The organism is Streptomyces sp. NPDC058576 (assembly GCF_042718715.1).
Classification (GTDB): Bacteria; Actinomycetota; Actinomycetes; order Streptomycetales; family Streptomycetaceae; genus Streptomyces.
Window position 1 is genome coordinate 116,218 of record NZ_JBHXPF010000002.1, and the last position, 17,397, is coordinate 133,614.

Below are 17,397 nucleotides of genomic sequence, written 5' to 3' on the forward strand. Positions count from 1 at the left end.
CATGCCTCCTGAACCCGCGCCGACACCAGCCCGGCGTGCGGTCTCCCCACTCGACCATCGCATCGAAGCCGCCACCGGCCACGACATCGACACCCTGTGGAGCTACCGCGACCGCGGTGTCCTCGACGAGTCCCACGCCCACCTGGTCGATGTGCACCGTGAGCTGGCCAAGGCCCAGACCGGCGTCGTGTTCTACCTCAAGCTCCTCAACCGACTGTCGAGCGGCGAGTTCGAGGTCGACGCCGCCCTGTTCACGCGCATCGCCCGCACCATGGACCAGCTGGAGCAGGCGACGGGTGCCCGCGCCGCCGCGGGTTGTTGACACAACTCGCTGACCTGCACCTCCAGTGGTCAGATTGCGGTTCATCGTGCGCGACCGGGCAGACGCCGGGGCCGCCGGACATGGCCGAGCACCTCCCACAGCGGGCGCCGCTCGTCGGCCCACTGCTGGAGCGCATGCCGGTCGACTAACCGGATCTCGTACCGTGCGCCCCACGCAACGGCGGGCTTACTGAAAAGGTGATCTCGTTTGGTAGGAAGCGGCAGGAGTTGGGTTCGGGAAGTTCAGTTCAGCGGGTGGGAATGTCGCTCATGGGCGGCGTGGGGCGGTTCAGCCGCCAGACCACGTCGATGCCGGAGTCGGAGGGGGCAGCGGGCGGCGTCACCTGCTCACGGCGGACTTCGGTGAAGCCCAGCCGGCGCGGTATGGCGCCGCTGGAGACGTTGGCCAGGTCGTGCGCGATTTCCAGGTATGCCACGCTCGGCAGGGTGAATGCTTCGGCCACCATGGCTGCCGTCGATCTCGTGGCGATGCCCTGGCCGGTGGCGGCAGGGTGCAACCAGAGCCCCATGTACAAGCCCTGGGGTACGGTCCCGCGGTAAGTGGAACACATGCCGATGAGCGCGCTGTTCCGGGTGACGGCGTAGTTGAACGCGTCACCGCTGTCCCATTTCGCGTCGGACTTCGCGAGGAAGTCGCGGGTCTTCTCCTCGCTGTGACTGGCGACCACGGCATCCACGGTGGTCGGCGAACTGCATGAGCTGCTCGCCCTTCCCCTGGACGAGGGGGACTACGCCCTGGCCTCCGCCGAACTCGGCATGGAGGTGGGCCCGCCCGAGCCGTTCTCCCACGGCTCCTGGTTCCAGTCGCTGGCGGACACACTGTCCGGCGCCTGATCCGGGCGGGCGGTCCGGGACGGGCGTCCCTGCGCCCCTCCGCCGTCGCCCATTGCTCGCCCGCGCGCTGACCGAGAGCAGCTAGGCGAACGCCCTGCCGCGAGTGCGGACCGTTTGGTATTTTTCGCTTACCACGATGCGCTCAACACCCGTGAGGTAACACTCTGTTGCCGGTGAGGGAGTACACGATGAGCAACTGCAAGAGGTGCGAGTCGAAAGGGCTCGACAAGGGCATGACGCTGTGCGACCCGTGCCTGCGGGAGATCGGGACGGCCATGCAGGAGCTGGAGAAGCAGGGCGTTGATCTCCTCGACCCCGATGACCCCGCCAACCCGTACTAGGGACATGCGCACGACGTGGCTACGGACGAACGGACTGGACGGACCATCGGCTGGGAGGCCCCGATGACTGAAGCGATCTCCTCACAGATGGCGGGAGACGCCGAGGCACCCTTCGAGGTGGTCCTGTCGGTCTCCGAGCCGGCTGAAGTCGGACCGTTGTACCGCCGCCTCAGCCCCCTCCCGGGGCTGGAGGTCTCCCGCATGCGCTCCGGCCCGGGCGAGGGGCAGCTCGGGGTCGTCGAGGTGCTCCAGGTGCTCGTGCCCTCGGCGGCGGTGCTCACGGTCGCGATCCGGACTCTTCCGGCGTTCATCCAGTCCCGGAGGTCGTCCGTGACGGTGACGCTGACACGCGGCAAGCGTTCGGTGACGGTGACCGTCGAGAACTCCGACGACCCGCAAACAGTCCTCGAGATCGCATCCCACCTGCTCAGCGATGACTGACCTGACCTGCCGGGACTACTCCCGTTCGCGGGCGGTCCTCATGGGCACCTGGGACTACACGGACTTCGCGAGGTCACGGGCGGTGGAACGCAGCTACCACCGCATGCGGGAGCTGCTCCTGGACCCGGTGTGCGGCTCGTGGCCCGAAAGCTCCGTCGAGGAGTTCAAGAACCGCCCCACGCTCGGCACCACCCATGTCGAACTCATCGATGCGTTCGTCGCGGCCACGGACATCGCGTTCTTCTACTACGTCGGCCACGGCATCTACGACCATCGCGAGCGGCTGTGCCTCACCGTGCAGGACACCAGAATCGCTTCCGCCTACACGAGCGCCACAGGGTTGTTGTTCGAGGATGTACGGGACGCTTTCCGCGAGAGCCGTGCCGCCGTCAAGATCGCGGTGCTGGACTGCTGCAACGCGGGGCTCGCCGCCCAGGACTACGGCCGTCTCTCCCCGGACCGGCTGCCCCCGGTGTCCGGCACCTACCTGCTGATGAGCAGCAGCGCGTTCGAGAGCTCCTGGTACGAGAAGGAGGACGTCCACCAGGCGCAGACGCACTTCACCCGAGCACTCGTGGACACCGTGCGGGAGGGCGTACCCGGCGGGCCTGCCGGGCTCACCTTCGATCACATCTTCCCCGTGGTCGCCGACAAGCTCGTCGAGAAGGGCAGCCCGGAACCCGGCCGCCGCATCGAGGACAATGCCGCCGGCTGGGTGTTCGCCCGCAACAACGCGCCTGAGGCACCGCCCGAGCCCGGAGGTAATCCCGAAGCTCTCTACCGCTCGGCGTACCGCCTGGAGACCGAGGGGGGTGTCGAGCGGCTCCCTCTGATCACCTTGCGCTATCAGGCAGCCGCCGCGGCCGGACACGCGCCCTCGATGAACCGGCTGGGCCAGATCGCCGAGGGCCGGGTCCAGGCGAGGATGCAGGGCATCGAACCGGAGCCTGTCACCGGCGAGGCGCTCCAGGAGGCGACCGAGTGGTACACGAAAGCCTACGAAACCGGTGATCACGCGGCCCCGCTCCACCTCGGACAGCTCTACGAGGAGCAGTACGGCAACCAGAGGCAGGCGCTGTCCTGGTACGAGCTCGCCGTCCGACGGGGCAACAGTGCGGCGAAGGAACGCCTGGCCGGGCTGCAACAGCGCATCCGTCTGGGGATCGGCCCTTCCCCACAGCCGGAGGACGGGATCGTCGAGGAACCGGACAACGCCACCGATACAGGGCTCACCCACGCCGGTCAGGCCACCGAGCTGCTGCGTGGGCAGTGGCTTGCGGACTGGGGCGGCACGGCGTCAGCGCACCTGGCTCTGGCCGAATGCCTCGATGTGCTCGCGGATGCCTGCGGCGGAACCCACGGCGAGTGGGGAACCCTTCCGGAGGCGGAACAGGCGTACGTGATACGCGACTTCACCGACTCGCTTCCGCCCAGGAGGGAACTCGTGAAAGCCTCACGCCGCTACTACGAGTCCGTCGGCCCGGGCAGGCTCCGCGCCCACGCCGCCCGCCTGCGCCGCCGCCGGGCGGCAGAGGCCCCCGTCGATCCCCCGGGCACAGGAGGGACGCCATGACGATCCCGCACGTCAGCACGGCACTCCGGCAGACCCTCGAACGCCACCGCTTCTCACTCGTGCCGCAGCTGAGCGTGCCCGTCGGCGAGGAGACCGCGCACCTCGTACTCGACCACGGCGGGGAGACCTTCCACGCGGGGCGGGTGAGCCACGACCGGGGGCTGTGGTCGGCCTTCGCCGTCGTCCGCCCGCAGGGGCTCTGGCGGGCCGACGAGGTCGGCCGCTACGAGTCGTTCGAGGATGCCGTGCTCGCCGTCCTGATGAGCTTCACGTACGTGGAGTAGGAGGCCCGGAATGCGTGTCGAACCCCGGTTCCGCGATCAGATCAGGTGCCTCGTCCTCAAGGACCGCAGGGCCAAGGCGCTCGACGAGGCGCTCTCCCCCGCAGACAGGATCGCCTTCAACGGCTTCCTGGTGTCGTTCGTCGCCGTGCTTCTCGCGTCCAGGCTGGGCGACCGGTGTGGCATCGAGGAGCTCGCGGTCTTCAGCGACGAGGTCGCTGCCGCACACCGTGCCGAGCGACGACCGGTCAACGAGTTCGTCGTGGAGGAGGTCCTCCGTGAGGTGTACGGAGTGCCGCTGCTCTTCCTGACGGTCCCCGTGCCGCCCACAAGCGTATCGGCGGCGGGCGCGGCGATCGTGCGGTATCTGAACAACACGGACAGCACCGTCGCGGCCGACATTGACCGCATCCTCGACGCCGCCGTGGAACTCAGCCGGCGCCGGGACCCGCGTTGAGGCCGTAGTCGGCGGTTCAGGGAGTGCGCATCAGGTTGCGGCGGCCGGCGACGAGGGCGGGGACATCCCGTTCGATCTCGGCCGGGACCGGTGCCTCTGACGATTCCGCCGACTTGTGCGTGGCAGCGCAGGGGCGGCAGAGGCCGTCCGGGAGCGCTTCGGCCGGGCCGGGGCGACCGCATTCGGTGCACTCGACCAGGAGAGCGCGCACGGGAGTGCCGCGCGGTCCCTGGACCTGTGCGGGTGCTGTGGGCAGCTGGGGCGGCATCTTGTCGGTGAGGCGGCGGCGTACCAGGCCGATGGGTGATCCGATGCGCTCGGGCAGTCCGGCGGTGAGCGCCGAGGTCAGGTAGTCGGCGCTGACGCCCCGTGCGAACCATGCGGCGGCGAGCGGTTCCAGCGTGGCGCAGTCGGCGGTGGAGAGAGCCAGGCGGGTTCCCCTGCGGCCGAGTTCGGCGAGGATGAGGTAGGCGGGGTGAGGGGCCGCGACGGCCGTGGGGATGCCTGCGCTCGGCTCGCCATGCGGCTCTGCGGGTGCGCTCACTGCGGGTCGTTCCGCAGTGCGCTGCTGGCACGACCGCCTGCTCGGCGGCAGGTGCCCGCTCCGGGGCGGCGGCGGCCTCGCCCGCGAGCTTGGCGGTCCACCACTCGTTGTCGTGGGCGGTGCGGGACCAGTAAGTGAGCGTCACCCACCGGCACTGGCTGTAGCCTTCGACCCTGCAGCGCACGTGACGCAGGTGCCCTGCCACGGCGAGGGCGCGCAGCGCGGTGCCGATGGCCATCTGACCGTTCAGGAGCGCAGGTGGTCCAGAGACTCCTCAATCAACCTGAACATCGGCTCGAAGTCGCTCTGTCCCCGCCAGCGCCGCAGAGCGAAGTCTCCACACTTGATGATCTGCCTCGGTCGTTCCATGACGGTCATGATTGTCCTGCGGCACGGATCACTGCAACGGGATATGGGCGGTGGGCCGTCTAACTGGAAAGACGGCGGTAGCAGATCAGAGCAGCGGCGATACCGGCGAAGGCCAGGAAGTGCTCGGCCTTGCGTTCGTAGCGAGGTGCAGGCGGCGGCACCCGGCCAGCCACGCCACGGTCCGCTCTACGGTCCAACGATGGCGGCCCAGCTTCTGGGAGGACTCGATGCCCCGGCGAGCGATGCGCGGCACGATGTGCCGGGAGCGCAGCCATTTCCGCAGGTGGTCGTAGTCGTATCCCTTGTCAGCGTGAAGTTTGGCGGGCCGTCGTCGACGTGGCCCGCGCCGGGAGCGGATCGGCGGGATGCCACGCTCCAGGGGTTCCAGGCCCTGGCTGTCACGGGTGTTCGCAGCGGAGATGCCGATGGAGAGGGGCAGACCGGCCCGCTCGGTGATCAAGTGGATCTTCGAGCTCTTCTTGCCGCGATCTACGGGATTCGGACCCGTCAGATCCCCCCTTTCGCCGCCCGCATGTTCACGGAGTCGATGGCGCATCGCGACCAGTCCAGCTCGCCGCGGGCGCCGAGTTCGTCCAGGACCAGGCGGTGGAGCTTGCCCCAGACCCGGGCCCGGCTCCACTCGGTGAACCGCCGGTGCGCGGTCGGCCCGGACGGACCAAAGCCCGTGGGCAGTTGGCGCCACGTACAGCCCGTCGTGGCCACGAACACGATGGCCGCCAGCACCTGCCGGTCCCCATACCGGCGTCGGCCCCACCCTGGGGCCGCACAGGAGCAATCGGAACCACCCGCTGGAACACCTCCCAAAGCCCATCCGGGACCAGACGCTCCACCATCTCCATCACGGAAGTCAGCTTAATGATCAAGCCAGTTGAGACGACCTCTGAATCGACCAGCCGGACCGAGATCTCGGTGGGCGCGCGCCACAGCCGGTAGCTGGCCGTTCTCTGGCTGAGGAATCGTTCGGTGAGTGGCCGATCCGGCCGTACGGTCGGTGGGCACGGCCTCGCCAACCGATGCGCACGAGCTACCAGATGCCTTCCGGGGTCTTCTTCAGGTAGAGGGCGAGGGCGTTCTGTAGGTCGGTCTTGTTCGGTCTTGTCAGCGGGCCTAGCAAACACACCGGCACCCACTTGTCTGGAGCCGTGTGGGGCAAGCGTTTGAAGGATTCCGGCGGGTCTTCTTCGGGTGGCCATCCAGCAGGCGGCCAGGATGTCCGATGGGCTTCCTGGGACCACCGATGGAGCTGAAGGTGGAGGGCGAGGGGCGCGCGATTATTGATCTTCTCCGAGGTGTGGTGGATGGAGAGCTTCTTGATCGAGGTCCTGGAGAAGTGCTGATTGCCGAAAGGGTCGCTGGTGGTGAGCCCGGTGTCGTCGACGCTGAGGGTCCGTGCCTGCATGAGTCTCTTCACCTTGTTGGGCGGGATCATGTTGTCGCACAGGAGGATCCCCGCCACCAGGAAGACCGCGCTGGTGATGTAGGCAATGGTCGGGTTGCTTTTCGCTGAGCCTTCGATCGCGGAGTAGAAGAACGCAAGCGCGACTGCGAGCAGCAGACCTCCGGGGATCATGAGCCCGTTCTTGGTGAACGTCCTCGGGTCTTCGTTCCCGGTCCACGAAACGGTGAAGGCCGTCGCTTGTTGGGGCGGCGTTTCCGGCTTGGGCTTCTTCGGTTTCTTCCGGGGCTTGTCCCTCTTCTTCCCATCTGGGCCGGGATCCGGTCCCGGAGCGGCGGGGCCCGGCTGCTGCCGTTCGTGGGGAGCGCGGTTGTGGAAGTGAATGTGGCGGGTGGAGTTGTTCTGGGTGAACAGCTGTGGTTCTGGACTGTCGCGGGCTCGCATGCGGTTTCGGGCCTTGAGCCAGACGTGCTCCAGGCTGATCGCAGCTCCGACTCCTGTGATGCCCGCCTCCAGCGTGGCGATCAGCTCACCTGTGAATTCGGGGAACGGTGCGCCGGGGCGCACGAAGGAACGGCTCTGCGGTGGCGCCGAGGTCAGCACACAGTCCCCGTGGCCGTCCTCGTCCGATTCGTGCTGCCCCTCGTAGTCTCCGGCGGTTTTGGTGTGGGCGCGTTCGTCCAGGGCCGTGGCCAACTCGTCGCGGGTAGGGGCCGTGGAGTGGGACATGCCGCCGGCGATGCCGCTGTAGCAGCAGTCGAGGATGGTGACACGGTGCTTGGCCCGGTGGCCCGACTGTCTGATCAGGTCGCGGAGTTGGCGATAGGGCAGGGTGCCGATCTGGGGGTAGTCGGGGTCGGCGTCGACCAGTGCCAGGTGAAGGCGTTCGCCTGGGTCCCTCAGTCCGTGGCCGGCGAAGTACACCACCAACGTGTCTTCCGTGGCCAGCGCGGCGTCCCTGACCGTCGTCAGAATCTGTTCCTGCGTGGTAGCGGTGCCAAGGACCGTGACGTGCTTGTGCGGTAGTCCCCAGATCGACGGGTCGCGCAGCAGCCGGGCCATGTGGTCGGCGCCCGTAGCCGCCGCCGGTATGGCGGTGAGATCGGCGTTTGTGTAGTCACCGATCCCGACCAGCACCGCCCGGCTCTTGTGCGGATCAGGAAGCGCCACCCGCCGCCCCTCCGGTGTCGTCCCCGGTCCGTTGCCCGGTACCGTCACCGCCAACCGGGCCTGCGTGGCCGGTCGATGCGCTGTCCGCGTCGCTCACCGTGGTGCCCAGCAGACGAGCGAGGCGGGCGGCGTCCTCCGCGTGGCCGTCCTCGATCACGACGCGCACACCGTTGTGCTCGACAACCATACGAGCGCCGGGCCGCTGGCGCGGTGGAAGCGCGGCGCGGAAGTTGAGGTGGGCGTAGATCAGACCGGCGGCGGAGAAACCGGCGCTGAGGGTCAGGCCGATCCACTCCACGAGGTCACCCGACATCCCGCCGTCGGCCGCGCCCGAGCGTTCGCGGGTCAACGCGACGTGCCGACCCACAGTCCGGTCCCTGGCAAGCCAGTCCGCGAAGCGACCGGTCAGGTCACCACCACCGCTGACCGCGCTCTCCCCGGCTACCCCCTCATCTCCGATGCGTACGCGCACAGGCCCCCCATAAGCGAAACGGCATCACCAGACTGTCGCCGGTGAGTTCTCTATGGTGCCCCAACCGCCCGGGCTGACACTCCCGTTCTGAACCTCCGCGCCGAAAGCCGCAGCACTCCGCCCGGTCAGGCAAGGCGGCGGGCCGCCCGCCCCTGCTCGCCTTCCCCGACCAGGTCCTGGCGGCCGTCCTTCACCTCCGGCTCGCCCAGGCTGCGGAGCCCCTCGCCGTGCTCTTCGGCAGCAGCTGCACCGCCATGTACCGCACCCTGCTGAAGATCAGGACACCGCTCGATGCGCACGCCAAAAGCGTCCCGCCGGTGACCACCCCACCCGCTGCCCTCCAACTCTCCATGCCCGGGGCATCGCCCTGGGCATCGACCCCAACAGCAAGATGAAGAGGCCATGTTGATGATCTGCAAGCCCTTAGATGCAGGGGAGGTCCGTGGCTATGAGCCAGCGCCTGCGTCATCGCCGGGCTTCCAGGTGGCGGTGACCGTCAGGTGCGCCTGCCCGTTGCCGTTCACGATCCCCAGCTTCAGGTCCTGCCCGAGCTGCACGCCGAACGTGACGGCCACCTCGTTGGGTGGCGTCGGCCCGGCGCTCACCGCGTCGTGCACCTCCTGGACCAAGGGGCCGAGCGGCTTGAGTGTGTTACGCAGCACGTCGACGGCGATGGCGGCGCCTGGCCATCCACCCCAACACCGCGGCGCTGACCCCCGACGTGAAAGGCCCTTGTTGTCCTCACCTGATCCGTCATCCGACCACCAGCGCATGGACCGGGAAGAATTCGACTTCCACGTCGACGACCTCGACGCCGATGTCGAGAAGTACCGCGACTTCTTCTACCACGTCTCGGTGAACCAGGACTCGTTCGTCCCGCTCGCCGAGCATCACACTCCTGACGGTGCGCACAGCTACTACGTGCTGTTCGACCGCAGCGCCACCTACGGCCACCCCGGCGAGCCTCAATATCTCGCCGTCCACCTGTGCCGAGACCAGCAGAGGGCGACATTCGACTTCGAGCACGCCCCTCTGCCGCTGGTGCCGATGGCTCAGTCCTGGCTCATCCACCGCGGCTGCCCCTCCGAAGCCATCGCCCTCACCAACGAGTTCAGGCCCCGGCCCGCGAACGACGCCACCCGGGCCCTGGAACGGCGCCTCGTGAGCGACGGGGACCACTTCGCGATGGGCTACTCCTACACCCACGACGACCCGGACGACATGGTCACCTTGGTCGTACTGCGTGCCCTCGACGAGCGGGCGCCCTCCCCCTTCCGCGTGCTGGTCGAGGAGGTCGCTGCCGACGGGGACACCTACTTCTTGCGCGAGGGCGGATTCAACCGGGTCGAAGACGCCTGGCGGTGGTGCAACGAGCGGCACAGCGGTACGGCCGCTCCGCTGCCGCCGGTCCGCCCGGCAGCCACCGCCGGCCGCCCGACCGGTACGACGACGACCCCCGCTCCGCGCCCGCCCAGCCGTAGGCGCTGAGCGCTCCTCGCAGCGCGGGCGGCGCAACATAACCGACGATCGCCGGTTAGCCAAACCGGGGATTCTCCGGACTCTTATACAGCCGCCGGAACAACACCTGCGGCGCTCTTCCACTCAACCCCTATGCCTTTACGGAGGTTTCTTTCGCATGCGCTCCACCCGAATTGCTGTTTCCGCGGCGATGCTCGGCGCGCTCGCTGTGCCGGTGCTGGCCGCCACTCCCGCCGGCGCGGCACCCGCCGTCGTAGCCGCGGCCCCGGCGTACAGCTGCCATCACCTGCCGCCGCTGCCGTACGAGGTCCACACCAAGGCCGTGACTATCCGGTCCAAGGCCAGCTCGAAGTCCACCGCCGTCGGCATTCTCTACAAGAGCCACCGCTTCAGCGTGCACAAGAAGAGCGGCAACTGGCTCTACATCACGGACAAGTCGACCGGCGTCAAGGGCTGGGTGTCCGGCACGTACGTCTATCGCGACGTCCGTATGTGCCTGTCCTGACAGGCGTTAGAGCAGATCCCCTTATCGGCTGAGACGCCCCGGGCACGGCTGCCCCTCGTATTCCGCCAGGCATCGGCCTTTCCAGAACAGGAGTTTCTCTTTTGTCCGACGGCATATCCGAAGACGTTGAGGACGTCGTGGGCGTGCTCGCCGAACGAATCGAAGCGCGCTTCGCCATGGGCATGTACGAGTTGAAGGCCGCAGTCTGCGCGGAGCCGACCGCGAACCCTGATGCCACCGACGTCGTGAAGTGGCACGGCCTGCTCGTCCAGGCCCAGTCCGTGCTGGAGCGGGCGGAGGACGACCTTCTCGCCGCGCTGGAGACCCAGCCCAGCGAGGTCGACGACCCGACGATGGGTCTCGCCCACCGGGTGAACGCGGCCGTCACCGCCCGCGACGGCCGGGCCATGGTCGTGCGATGGCTGCTCGACCCGGACGCTCCGGGCAAGAAGGGCCTCGCCGCCGAACGCCTCGCCCGCCTTCGCCCCCGGACCGGTCCTGCTGTGCCGGCCAGCGCTCCCCGTCGTCCCGTGGGTACACCCGCGCCGGCGTCGGCATGGCGGGCGGGAGGACTCGTCCGATGAGCCGGAACAAGCCCAGCAGCATGGATGATGACCGTCTGCAGTAAGTCTTCGGTACGCCGGTCGATGAACTGCACGAGGCTGCCGGCTGGACCAAAGTCTCCCCGGCGTTGACTAGCGCCCTGGAACTGCGTCAATTTCTCGCTCTGGCCGAGGACCAGATCTCCCGCGTCCGCGACCGCGTGCACGCGGACATGGATCCGGACCGCGACATGGGCGAGCTGTCGGCGGACAAGCTCGGCTTCGACGCGCAGTGGCTGCAGGCGGCGCTCGATGCGCGCGACGGCTATTGTGCGGCCCTCGGCGAGCTGTTGCGCACCATGCCTCCGCCCGATCAGCGAGCCCGTCGCGTACGCACCACGCAGCTCCGGGCCACCGCGACCCTGCCCCCGTCGGCCCCCCCCCCACCCTCGCGTGCCGGGGCGGCCCGGGCGGCCCGGGCCACCCGACCGTGAAAGCCCCCGCTTGCCCCACCTCACGTCCACCGAGATAGCCGGACGCATCGCGGACCTGTACGGCGCACCGCTCGCCGACCTCGAAGCCCACGCTCAGGACCAGCCGCCCGGCATGCTCTCCGCCCTGCTCGGCATGCGCGACGACCTCGCTCTCGCCGAGCGCAGCATCGGCTTCCACCGCGACCACATCGCCCGTCTCATTCACCCCGAGCGGCAGATCGGGCGACACGAGGTTCCCCACCTCCTCGACGGTTCCCGTCGGCTCGCCGAGGCAGTCGCCGTCCGTGACGTCCAGGTGAAGTCGGTCCTTGCCGTCCTGCAGAGCCTGGCTCCCGTTCCGGCCCCAGCTCCGTCCCCGCCGACTGTCTCGCCGTGCATTCCGGCTCCTCCTCTTCCGGCTCAGAGCACGGCACCCAGCCGCTGATCCAGCACGCGATCTCTCCTTACTCACCCAGGAGTTCCTCCCATGGCCATCACCGCTCTGCCCCCTGACACTGACGCCGACATCGCCCGGGTCACCGAGGCCCTCGCCATGATCACCCCGCGCTGGAACGTGCGGATCATGCTGGCTCTCTCCGGCCCGCCGCTGCGGTACAGCGAGCTGGCGTCGAAGGTCTCCTGGCTGCAGAGCGGCCAGCTTCACCCCAAGCTCAAGACCCTTTGTGACGCCGGCCTCGTCGAGCGTGCCGAGCACACCTCCCGGCATGTCACCTATGGCCACACCGAACGCGGAGCCGCCCTGCTGCCGGTCCTGCCGATGATCGTCACCTGGGCCGAGGAGCACCTGGAGACGGCGGACCAGCCGCTGCCCGCGATCGAGCAGATCGAGGACAGTCTCACCCTGCTCACCCGGCGCCATGCCGCGGCCATCTTGTGGGTGCTGAAATCCCGTCAGGAGGTCAGCGGCCGGGCACTGGCCAGGATCTTGATGCCCGAGAGCGACTGGACGAACGTGTACCCGCCGCTGCGGCAGCTCGTCGCCGACGGCCTGGTCGACACCGACGGCATCGGCCAGCCCTATCGGCTGTCCGCGGCGGGCGACGGCCTGGGCCCCGTGCTCGGCGCCCTGTCCGCGTGGTCCGCCGGTCAGCCTCTCAACCAGGCCACGAATCACCCCGTGTGGGGGCAACCGCAGGCGAAGCCCGCACCGAGGCCGTGGGTCAGCAGCCAGTCCCGGCCGGCCCCCGCGGGGCTCCCGCCTACCCGGACGGGTGACCCCACCCCGGCGTGGCACAACCGCGATCTCTTCTCCCATGCCACGACCGTCCGCCCGACGGCGGCCATCCAGGCGGGAGGCCCGCGCCGATGACCACCCCCTCCTTCACCTCCGCCAACCTGCGCGCCGCCGTCGATTTCCTGTCCTCACCGGCACTGATCCGGCTGATCACCGAGATCGACGACAACGGGCCGATCCCGCCCCGGAAGCTGGCCAGCACCCTGCCCGACCTCTCCACGCACCACCTACGCCGGATCAACCACATTGCCCTCGTGCACGATCTCGTCCGCGCCGCGCCCGGCGCCAGCCTCGAACTCACGACGTCCGGCGTGGAGCTGGCCGACTTCTACGACGCGACAGCCCGATGGGCCCGACACCACGCCTATCCGACCCGCGTCAGCGACTTCATGAGCCGCATCCGGCACACCCTCAGCCTTGTAGAGTCCCTCCCCGCCGCGGACCCGGCAGGAGGCTCCACCCGCCGGCCGGACGTTGAACTGGCTGATACCGAGATCGGCTTGGAGCTGTCCGGACCTCGGGCTCTGCTGCTCCAGTGGCTGGACGCTCATCCGCAGATCACCGCGCTCCTCGAACCCGACCCCGAATACGGGCGCGCCGCGTGAGCCTAGGCGTCGCACCCCGGCACGCACGCCACCCCACCGGGCTGATGGGCAGCGTCTACCTGCCGCGCACGGCCGACGCGCTGGCTCTCGCGATGTCGACCTACGGCATTCCCCTGCTGGTCCTGGCCACCACGAACTCCGCCGCGCTGACGGGCTTGGCCTTCGCCCTGGAGTGGATCCCACGGCTGGCGGCGTTCGGGTGGGCCGGTGCGGTCGTCGACCGGCGAGGGGCTGCGGTGGTGTTCCACCTCGCCTCCCTGGGGCGTGCGTTGGCGCTCGCCGCCGGTGCGGTCGTCCTCTACCTGCACCCGTCCGGCCACGTGGCGAGCGTGACCGTGATGGTGCTCGCCGCGACGACCGGCGTGCTCACCGAGTTCAGCTACATCGCGGCCGAGACCGCCGGCACCGCCGCCGCCCGCAGGGCGGGACGGCGAGCCCACAGGGTCCAGGCCGTCCTGCTCGGCATCGACCAGACCGCGACGCTGGCCGGCCCGGCGCTCGCCGGACTGCTCCTGCTTGCCGGCCCGTCGCCGATGCTCGCCCTGGTCACTGTGCTCTCGCTGCTCGCCGCGCTGCTCGCCCTGCGCACACCCCCCTCGCCCGTCGTTCCGGCCCGTGCGCCGAAGGGGCAGCAGGGCTCCGGCCTGCGCACCGGGTGGCGCACGATCCGCTCGCTGCCCGCGCTCGGCTGGCTGGTGACCGGTCTGACCGTGTCCAATCTGGCCACCGGGCTGCTCCAGGCAGCCGGACCGGTGATCGTCGTCCAGCACTTCGGGCAGTCCACCACCGCCGTCGGTCTGGTCTGGTCCGCGGCTGCGGCGGCCACGCTCCTCAGCGTCACGATCTGCCGGTTCGCACTCGACCGCCTCGGCCTGTGGCCGGTCGGCGCCGCCTGCGCGGCCATCGCCTCGCTCGCCTGCCTCGCCGCCGCCCAGGCCCCCGACTACCGGTCCTACCTGATCCTGGTCGCAGTCCTCATGGCGGCAGAGGGCGGCATGACGGTCGTTCTGCGCACCCTGCGCTCCCGACTCATCCCGCCGGAGAAGTTCGGCAGCACCCTGTCGGCGACCATCCTCATCCTCCTGCTGCCCTTCCCGGTCGCCGGCGTGCTCACCGCCCTCACTCCGCCCGACGCACTGGGCCACGTCATCACCGCCTGCGCCGCCCTGCAGGCCCTCGGCCTGCTCAGCGCCTTCGCCCGCCTGCGCACCGACCCCGCCCTGCGCGCCTGAACCCGGCACGCCCCCAGCCTGTGGAGAACCTCATGCCCACCGCCGTCCTCGGATCGCACCGCGCGACCGGTCGCAGCATCACCGAGCAGTTCCGCACCTTCGACGCCCACAACCCGCACGTGTACCGGGCCCTGGAGCGCATGGCCGCCCGCCGCCTGGCTGCCGGCGCGACCCGGATCAGCCTCAAGGATCTCTTCGAGGACCTGCGCCGGCAGCTCCCGCACGGCGTCGCCGGGTTGAACAACAACTACACCGCCCTCTACGCACGCCGGATGATCGACGAACACCCCTGCTGGGCCTCCGCGTTCGAGCTGCGCCGCCGTCGTGCCGCCTGACCCGATGGCACCCGCTCTCTCATCTCTCCCCGCTGCTGTCCACCGATACGGAGCACCCCTTCTTGTCCGCTCGCCCCCTCGTACTCGTCGTGTCTCCCGGTGACGAGACCTATCGCGGCTACTGCCTTGAGCAGGTGGCCGCCGCGTACGACGTCGTCCTGCTCACCGGCACCGAGCCCTCGTGGGAGAAGCCGTTCATCGTCGGCCACGCCGTCGTCGACCTGAGCGACCCTGCCGCACTGCTCGCCGGCGGCCGGGTGCTGGCCGAGCGCCACGACCTCACCGGTGTGATCACCTGGGACGAGTGGAACCTCGTCCCCACCGCCGTCCTCGCCCGCGCGCTCGGTCTGCCCTCGCCCTCCGTCGAGGTGATGCGGGCCTGCCGCAACAAGGCCACCGCCCGCACCCTGTTCGCCCGCCACGGCGTACCGTCGGCAAGCTCGATGAAGGCACGGACCCTGCTGGAGGCCGGTCTCGCGACGATGACGCTGGGCTACCCCGCCGTCCTCAAGCCCGCCGCGTTCGCCGCCAGCATCGGCGTGATCCGCGTCGACCCCCCCGAAGAACTGCCCGCCGCCTTCGCGTTCGCCTCACAGGGCGCCAGCCGCAGCCGCGAGGACACCACCGTCCTCGTCGAGGAATACCTCGACGGGCCGGAGTTCTCCGTCGAATGCGTCACCCACCGCGGAGAGACCACCGCGGTCGCCATAACCCGCAAGCACCTGGGCCCCGCACCGTACTTCGACGAGACCGGCCACACCGTCGACGCCAACGACCCACTCCTGGCCCAGGTCGCCCCGGCCGCCACTGCCGCGGTCAAGGCCCTGGGGATCACCGACGGAGTGCAGCACGTCGAGCTGCGCCTCGTTAACGGGCGGCCCCGGCTGATCGAGGTAAACGCGCGCATCGGCGGCGACATGATCGGCCACCTGGTACACCTTGCCACCGGTATCGACCTGCCTCGGGCCGCTGCCGACCTCGCGTGCGGCCGGACACCGGACCTCACCCCGACCCGCGCCGGGGCCGCGGGCATCCGCATGCTCTACCCGGACACCTCCGGCACCCTCACCGAACGGAACATCAACCAGCCCTTCGCCGCCCACACCCCCTGGCTGCGGCAGGTGCAGTGGATCCGCGAGATCGGCGACCAGCTCGTCCTGCCGCCCGACGGCGACCTGTACGTCGCGCGCGCCGGCTTCTACATCGTCACCGGCCGGACCACCGCCGAGGTCACCGAACGCCTCGACACCGCCGCCGACGAGATCACCGTCACCACCCAGGCGGACCGATGACCCCCAAGCCCGATCCGCACCACGAGATCGACGGCGACGTCTACGTTTCCCCGCGCCACCTCGCCTCCACCACCGGTATCGATGATCCCGCCTTCGCCCCGCTCCTCGAACTCGGCTGGAGCATCGAGCACGACGACCACGGCAACGCCTACACCAACGCCCCCGACCGCAAGGTCCGCGTCGGCTACCTGCCCGAAGGAGAGGACGACGGGCTCTGGCGCATCAACGCCTACCGTGACCCGTTCGGCCCTCCGACCTGGGGCGCCTGCTTCAACGACCGCACCCCGACCGAGTTCGTGACCGCGTTCACCACCGCCCTCGCCACGGCGTACGAGCACGGGCCGGACGCCTACCTGGCCCGGCCGGTCGCAGGGATCGACGAGCACGATCCCTTCCTCGCCATCGTCCCGCTCCTGAAGCAGGGATGGGAGATCGACCGCCCGCGCTGGGGCGTCTTCGCCATCCAGGCCCCGGACGGACTCGCCGGCATGGAGTTCACCACCGGTGACCTCGATCCGGAAGCCGAGCTGTCGACACGGGACGCCCGCTGGCAGCTGTGGGCGGGCAAGTCCATCGACCGGCCCGTCTGGTACGCCACTGCCAGCACCGACACCCCCGTCGCCCTGCTCACCGCCGTCACCGAGTGCGTCGCCGATCCAGCTCCGCTGCCCCGATGGCTGCAGGACACCTACAGCTACATCAAGGGGATGGCCCAGCCCACCCCGATCCTCCCGCCGACTCCCACACCGCTCGACGTACGGCGGGCCGTCGCATCCCGCCGCCCGGTCGCGCTGCCCGCGGCCAGCGTCCCGCGCTGGAGCACCACCAGCCGACCTGCCCTGCCCGGCCCGCGCCGGTAGACCCATCCCATCCACCGGAGAAACCTTGTCCCTGCACGCCCCCGAGTTCTTCGCCGAACTCCGACTTCCCTTCCCCAACGGCACCATGGTGGGCACCACGTACTACGCCACGCCCATCCCGGACTCACCACTACGGCTGCAGATCGACTTCACCGATACGCAGTACAGGAACGCGTACGGCGGCCTGCGCCTGACCGTGACGCACACCGACCGGGGCACGATCGACACCGTGGCGCTCAGCTTCGCCGATCACGACACTTTCCGCCGCCGGCAGGGACAGCTGCACGGTCGCAACATGCCCGACACCTTCAACATCAAGATCGCCAGGCCCGGTCAGCCCCCCTGGGAGGGGGCTGACCTCACGGGTCTGCGCGACGCGATCGAGAGGTACACCGCCGTCTGGTTCCCCGGTGCCGGGGCCGCCCGCCGGCAGAGCCGCGCGATCGACCCCGTCCACAGAACGCCGGGAGCGCCAGTCGCGAACGCCGCACGCGGCCGGTGAAACCTCATCCGCTGCAGCGCACCGTCCAGGACGCCCCCGTCTCCACCCTCCGTGACCTCTAGGTCGCCACGGTGAC

24 protein-coding genes and 3 pseudogenes are annotated in these 17,397 nt (G+C 69.4%); 20 read left to right on the plus strand and 7 right to left on the minus strand.

Features of this window, described 5'->3' with window-relative positions; translation table 11 throughout:
• Position 1 precedes the first annotated feature (1 nt).
• Positions 2 to 322, plus strand: coding sequence for a hypothetical protein (locus ACFWRV_RS02010; protein WP_384326890.1), 321 nt, complete (start codon positions 2 to 4; stop codon positions 320 to 322).
• 247 nt (positions 323 to 569) lie between these two features.
• Here ACFWRV_RS02010 and ACFWRV_RS02015 read toward each other — a convergent pair whose 3' ends face one another.
• Positions 570 to 1,010 carry a GNAT family N-acetyltransferase gene (locus ACFWRV_RS02015; protein ID WP_384326892.1) on the minus strand — a complete coding sequence of 147 codons (441 nt, stop codon included), beginning with the start codon at positions 1,008 to 1,010 and terminating at the stop codon, positions 570 to 572.
• Between the two features lie 10 nt (positions 1,011 to 1,020).
• On the opposite strand from ACFWRV_RS02015, the gene ACFWRV_RS02020 reads away from it, so the two are divergent.
• The 6 genes from ACFWRV_RS02020 (at position 1,021) to ACFWRV_RS02045 (ending at position 4,269) form a co-directional block, all read left to right on the plus strand.
• Entirely contained in the window at positions 1,021 to 1,176 is a 156-nt protein-coding gene (locus ACFWRV_RS02020) for a hypothetical protein (RefSeq protein WP_384326894.1), read from the plus strand.
• Positions 1,177 to 1,364: 188 nt separating this feature from the next.
• Positions 1,365 to 1,517 carry a hypothetical protein gene (locus ACFWRV_RS02025; RefSeq protein ID WP_384326896.1) on the plus strand — a complete coding sequence of 51 codons (153 nt, stop codon included), beginning with the start codon at positions 1,365 to 1,367 and terminating at the stop codon, positions 1,515 to 1,517.
• 63 nt (positions 1,518 to 1,580) lie between these two features.
• The gene (locus tag ACFWRV_RS02030) at positions 1,581 to 1,958 is read left to right on the plus strand and encodes a hypothetical protein (RefSeq protein WP_384326898.1); all 378 of its coding nucleotides are present in this window, start codon (positions 1,581 to 1,583) and stop codon (positions 1,956 to 1,958) included.
• Positions 1,951 to 3,531 carry a caspase family protein gene (locus ACFWRV_RS02035; protein ID WP_384326899.1) on the plus strand — a complete coding sequence of 527 codons (1,581 nt, stop codon included), beginning with the start codon at positions 1,951 to 1,953 and terminating at the stop codon, positions 3,529 to 3,531. Before ACFWRV_RS02030 ends, ACFWRV_RS02035 begins: the two co-directional genes overlap by 8 nt.
• Positions 3,528 to 3,815, plus strand: a complete 288-nt coding sequence (locus ACFWRV_RS02040; protein ID WP_384326901.1) for a hypothetical protein — start codon at positions 3,528 to 3,530, stop codon at positions 3,813 to 3,815. Before ACFWRV_RS02035 ends, ACFWRV_RS02040 begins: the two co-directional genes overlap by 4 nt.
• Positions 3,816 to 3,825: 10 nt before the next feature.
• Positions 3,826 to 4,269 (plus strand): hypothetical protein, encoded by a 444-nt coding sequence (locus ACFWRV_RS02045; RefSeq protein WP_384326903.1) that lies wholly within the window; start codon positions 3,826 to 3,828, stop codon positions 4,267 to 4,269.
• A 16-nt stretch (positions 4,270 to 4,285) separates the two neighbouring features.
• On the opposite strand, the gene ACFWRV_RS02050 is transcribed toward ACFWRV_RS02045, so the two are convergent.
• The 5 genes and pseudogenes from ACFWRV_RS02050 to ACFWRV_RS02070 form a co-directional block, all read right to left on the minus strand.
• Entirely contained in the window at positions 4,286 to 4,813 is a 528-nt protein-coding gene (locus ACFWRV_RS02050; protein WP_384326904.1) for a hypothetical protein, read from the minus strand.
• A 246-nt stretch (positions 4,814 to 5,059) separates the two neighbouring features.
• The gene (locus tag ACFWRV_RS02055; protein WP_384326906.1) at positions 5,060 to 5,182 is read right to left on the minus strand and encodes a hypothetical protein; all 123 of its coding nucleotides are present in this window, start codon (positions 5,180 to 5,182) and stop codon (positions 5,060 to 5,062) included.
• 59 nt (positions 5,183 to 5,241) lie between these two features.
• A pseudogene (locus ACFWRV_RS02060) lies at positions 5,242 to 6,036 on the minus strand (IS5 family transposase).
• Positions 6,037 to 6,227: 191 nt separating this feature from the next.
• Entirely contained in the window at positions 6,228 to 7,769 is a 1,542-nt protein-coding gene (locus tag ACFWRV_RS02065) for a caspase domain-containing protein (RefSeq protein WP_384326908.1), read from the minus strand.
• Complete coding sequence (locus ACFWRV_RS02070; protein WP_384326910.1) at positions 7,756 to 8,241, minus strand: hypothetical protein; 486 nt, start codon at positions 8,239 to 8,241, stop codon at positions 7,756 to 7,758. Before ACFWRV_RS02070 ends, ACFWRV_RS02065 begins: the two co-directional genes overlap by 14 nt.
• A gap of 140 nt (positions 8,242 to 8,381) precedes the next feature.
• Between ACFWRV_RS02070 and ACFWRV_RS02075 the strand changes: the two are divergent.
• Positions 8,382 to 8,582: pseudogene (locus ACFWRV_RS02075) on the plus strand (ISAzo13 family transposase); the annotation flags it as partial.
• Positions 8,583 to 8,687: 105 nt separating this feature from the next.
• Here ACFWRV_RS02075 and ACFWRV_RS02080 read toward each other — a convergent pair.
• Positions 8,688 to 9,014: a CU044_2847 family protein gene (locus tag ACFWRV_RS02080; protein WP_384326912.1), complete on the minus strand. Its 327-nt coding sequence runs from the start codon at positions 9,012 to 9,014 to the stop codon at positions 8,688 to 8,690.
• Here ACFWRV_RS02080 and ACFWRV_RS02085 point away from each other — a divergent pair.
• The 12 genes and pseudogenes from ACFWRV_RS02085 (at position 9,013) to ACFWRV_RS02140 (ending at position 17,321) form a co-directional block, all read left to right on the plus strand.
• Positions 9,013 to 9,729 (plus strand): hypothetical protein, encoded by a 717-nt coding sequence (locus ACFWRV_RS02085; protein WP_384326914.1) that lies wholly within the window; start codon positions 9,013 to 9,015, stop codon positions 9,727 to 9,729. The genes ACFWRV_RS02080 and ACFWRV_RS02085 overlap by 2 nt on opposite strands.
• A 148-nt stretch (positions 9,730 to 9,877) precedes the next feature.
• Positions 9,878 to 10,225, plus strand: coding sequence for an SH3 domain-containing protein (locus ACFWRV_RS02090; RefSeq protein ID WP_384326916.1), 348 nt, complete (start codon positions 9,878 to 9,880; stop codon positions 10,223 to 10,225).
• A gap of 101 nt (positions 10,226 to 10,326) precedes the next feature.
• Positions 10,327 to 10,809, plus strand: a complete 483-nt coding sequence (locus ACFWRV_RS02095; protein ID WP_384326918.1) for a hypothetical protein — start codon at positions 10,327 to 10,329, stop codon at positions 10,807 to 10,809.
• A pseudogene (locus ACFWRV_RS02100) lies at positions 10,806 to 11,261 on the plus strand (hypothetical protein). Before ACFWRV_RS02095 ends, ACFWRV_RS02100 begins: the two are co-directional and overlap by 4 nt.
• Positions 11,262 to 11,271: 10 nt before the next feature.
• Complete coding sequence (locus tag ACFWRV_RS02105; RefSeq protein WP_384326920.1) at positions 11,272 to 11,685, plus strand: hypothetical protein; 414 nt, start codon at positions 11,272 to 11,274, stop codon at positions 11,683 to 11,685.
• A 42-nt stretch (positions 11,686 to 11,727) separates the two neighbouring features.
• Positions 11,728 to 12,570 (plus strand): winged helix-turn-helix transcriptional regulator, encoded by an 843-nt coding sequence (locus ACFWRV_RS02110; protein WP_384326922.1) that lies wholly within the window; start codon positions 11,728 to 11,730, stop codon positions 12,568 to 12,570.
• On the plus strand, positions 12,567 to 13,100 hold the full coding sequence (locus ACFWRV_RS02115; protein WP_384326923.1) for a regulator: 534 nt from the start codon (positions 12,567 to 12,569) through the stop codon (positions 13,098 to 13,100). The genes ACFWRV_RS02110 and ACFWRV_RS02115 overlap by 4 nt, the downstream gene beginning before the upstream one ends.
• A complete protein-coding gene (locus ACFWRV_RS02120; RefSeq protein ID WP_384326925.1) occupies positions 13,097 to 14,332 on the plus strand; it encodes an MFS transporter in 1,236 nt (411 codons plus the stop codon). Before ACFWRV_RS02115 ends, ACFWRV_RS02120 begins: the two co-directional genes overlap by 4 nt.
• Positions 14,333 to 14,364: 32 nt before the next feature.
• Positions 14,365 to 14,667: a hypothetical protein gene (locus tag ACFWRV_RS02125; protein WP_384326927.1), complete on the plus strand. Its 303-nt coding sequence runs from the start codon at positions 14,365 to 14,367 to the stop codon at positions 14,665 to 14,667.
• 62 nt (positions 14,668 to 14,729) lie between these two features.
• Positions 14,730 to 15,959 carry an ATP-grasp domain-containing protein gene (locus ACFWRV_RS02130; protein ID WP_384326929.1) on the plus strand — a complete coding sequence of 410 codons (1,230 nt, stop codon included), beginning with the start codon at positions 14,730 to 14,732 and terminating at the stop codon, positions 15,957 to 15,959.
• Positions 15,956 to 16,819 carry a DUF317 domain-containing protein gene (locus tag ACFWRV_RS02135; protein WP_384326931.1) on the plus strand — a complete coding sequence of 288 codons (864 nt, stop codon included), beginning with the start codon at positions 15,956 to 15,958 and terminating at the stop codon, positions 16,817 to 16,819. Before ACFWRV_RS02130 ends, ACFWRV_RS02135 begins: the two co-directional genes overlap by 4 nt.
• 25 nt (positions 16,820 to 16,844) lie before the next feature.
• Positions 16,845 to 17,321 carry a hypothetical protein gene (locus ACFWRV_RS02140; RefSeq protein WP_384326933.1) on the plus strand — a complete coding sequence of 159 codons (477 nt, stop codon included), beginning with the start codon at positions 16,845 to 16,847 and terminating at the stop codon, positions 17,319 to 17,321.
• Positions 17,322 to 17,397 lie beyond the last annotated feature (76 nt).

Coding starts and splice junctions, on each gene's coding strand:
- ACFWRV_RS02115 (WP_384326923.1), top strand. CDS start 12,567: ATGACCACCCCCTCCTTCACCTCCGCCAACCTGCGCGCCGCCGTCGAT.
- ACFWRV_RS02055 (WP_384326906.1), bottom strand. CDS start 5,182: ATGGAACGACCGAGGCAGATCATCAAGTGTGGAGACTTCGCTCTGCGG.
- ACFWRV_RS02090 (WP_384326916.1), top strand. CDS start 9,878: ATGCGCTCCACCCGAATTGCTGTTTCCGCGGCGATGCTCGGCGCGCTC.
- ACFWRV_RS02030 (WP_384326898.1), top strand. CDS start 1,581: ATGACTGAAGCGATCTCCTCACAGATGGCGGGAGACGCCGAGGCACCC.
- ACFWRV_RS02045 (WP_384326903.1), top strand. CDS start 3,826: ATGCGTGTCGAACCCCGGTTCCGCGATCAGATCAGGTGCCTCGTCCTC.
- ACFWRV_RS02085 (WP_384326914.1), top strand. CDS start 9,013: ATGGACCGGGAAGAATTCGACTTCCACGTCGACGACCTCGACGCCGAT.
- ACFWRV_RS02025 (WP_384326896.1), top strand. CDS start 1,365: ATGAGCAACTGCAAGAGGTGCGAGTCGAAAGGGCTCGACAAGGGCATG.
- ACFWRV_RS02135 (WP_384326931.1), top strand. CDS start 15,956: ATGACCCCCAAGCCCGATCCGCACCACGAGATCGACGGCGACGTCTAC.
- ACFWRV_RS02010 (WP_384326890.1), top strand. CDS start 2: ATGCCTCCTGAACCCGCGCCGACACCAGCCCGGCGTGCGGTCTCCCCA.
- ACFWRV_RS02125 (WP_384326927.1), top strand. CDS start 14,365: ATGCCCACCGCCGTCCTCGGATCGCACCGCGCGACCGGTCGCAGCATC.
- ACFWRV_RS02110 (WP_384326922.1), top strand. CDS start 11,728: ATGGCCATCACCGCTCTGCCCCCTGACACTGACGCCGACATCGCCCGG.
- ACFWRV_RS02080 (WP_384326912.1), bottom strand. CDS start 9,014: ATGCGCTGGTGGTCGGATGACGGATCAGGTGAGGACAACAAGGGCCTT.
- ACFWRV_RS02040 (WP_384326901.1), top strand. CDS start 3,528: ATGACGATCCCGCACGTCAGCACGGCACTCCGGCAGACCCTCGAACGC.
- ACFWRV_RS02035 (WP_384326899.1), top strand. CDS start 1,951: ATGACTGACCTGACCTGCCGGGACTACTCCCGTTCGCGGGCGGTCCTC.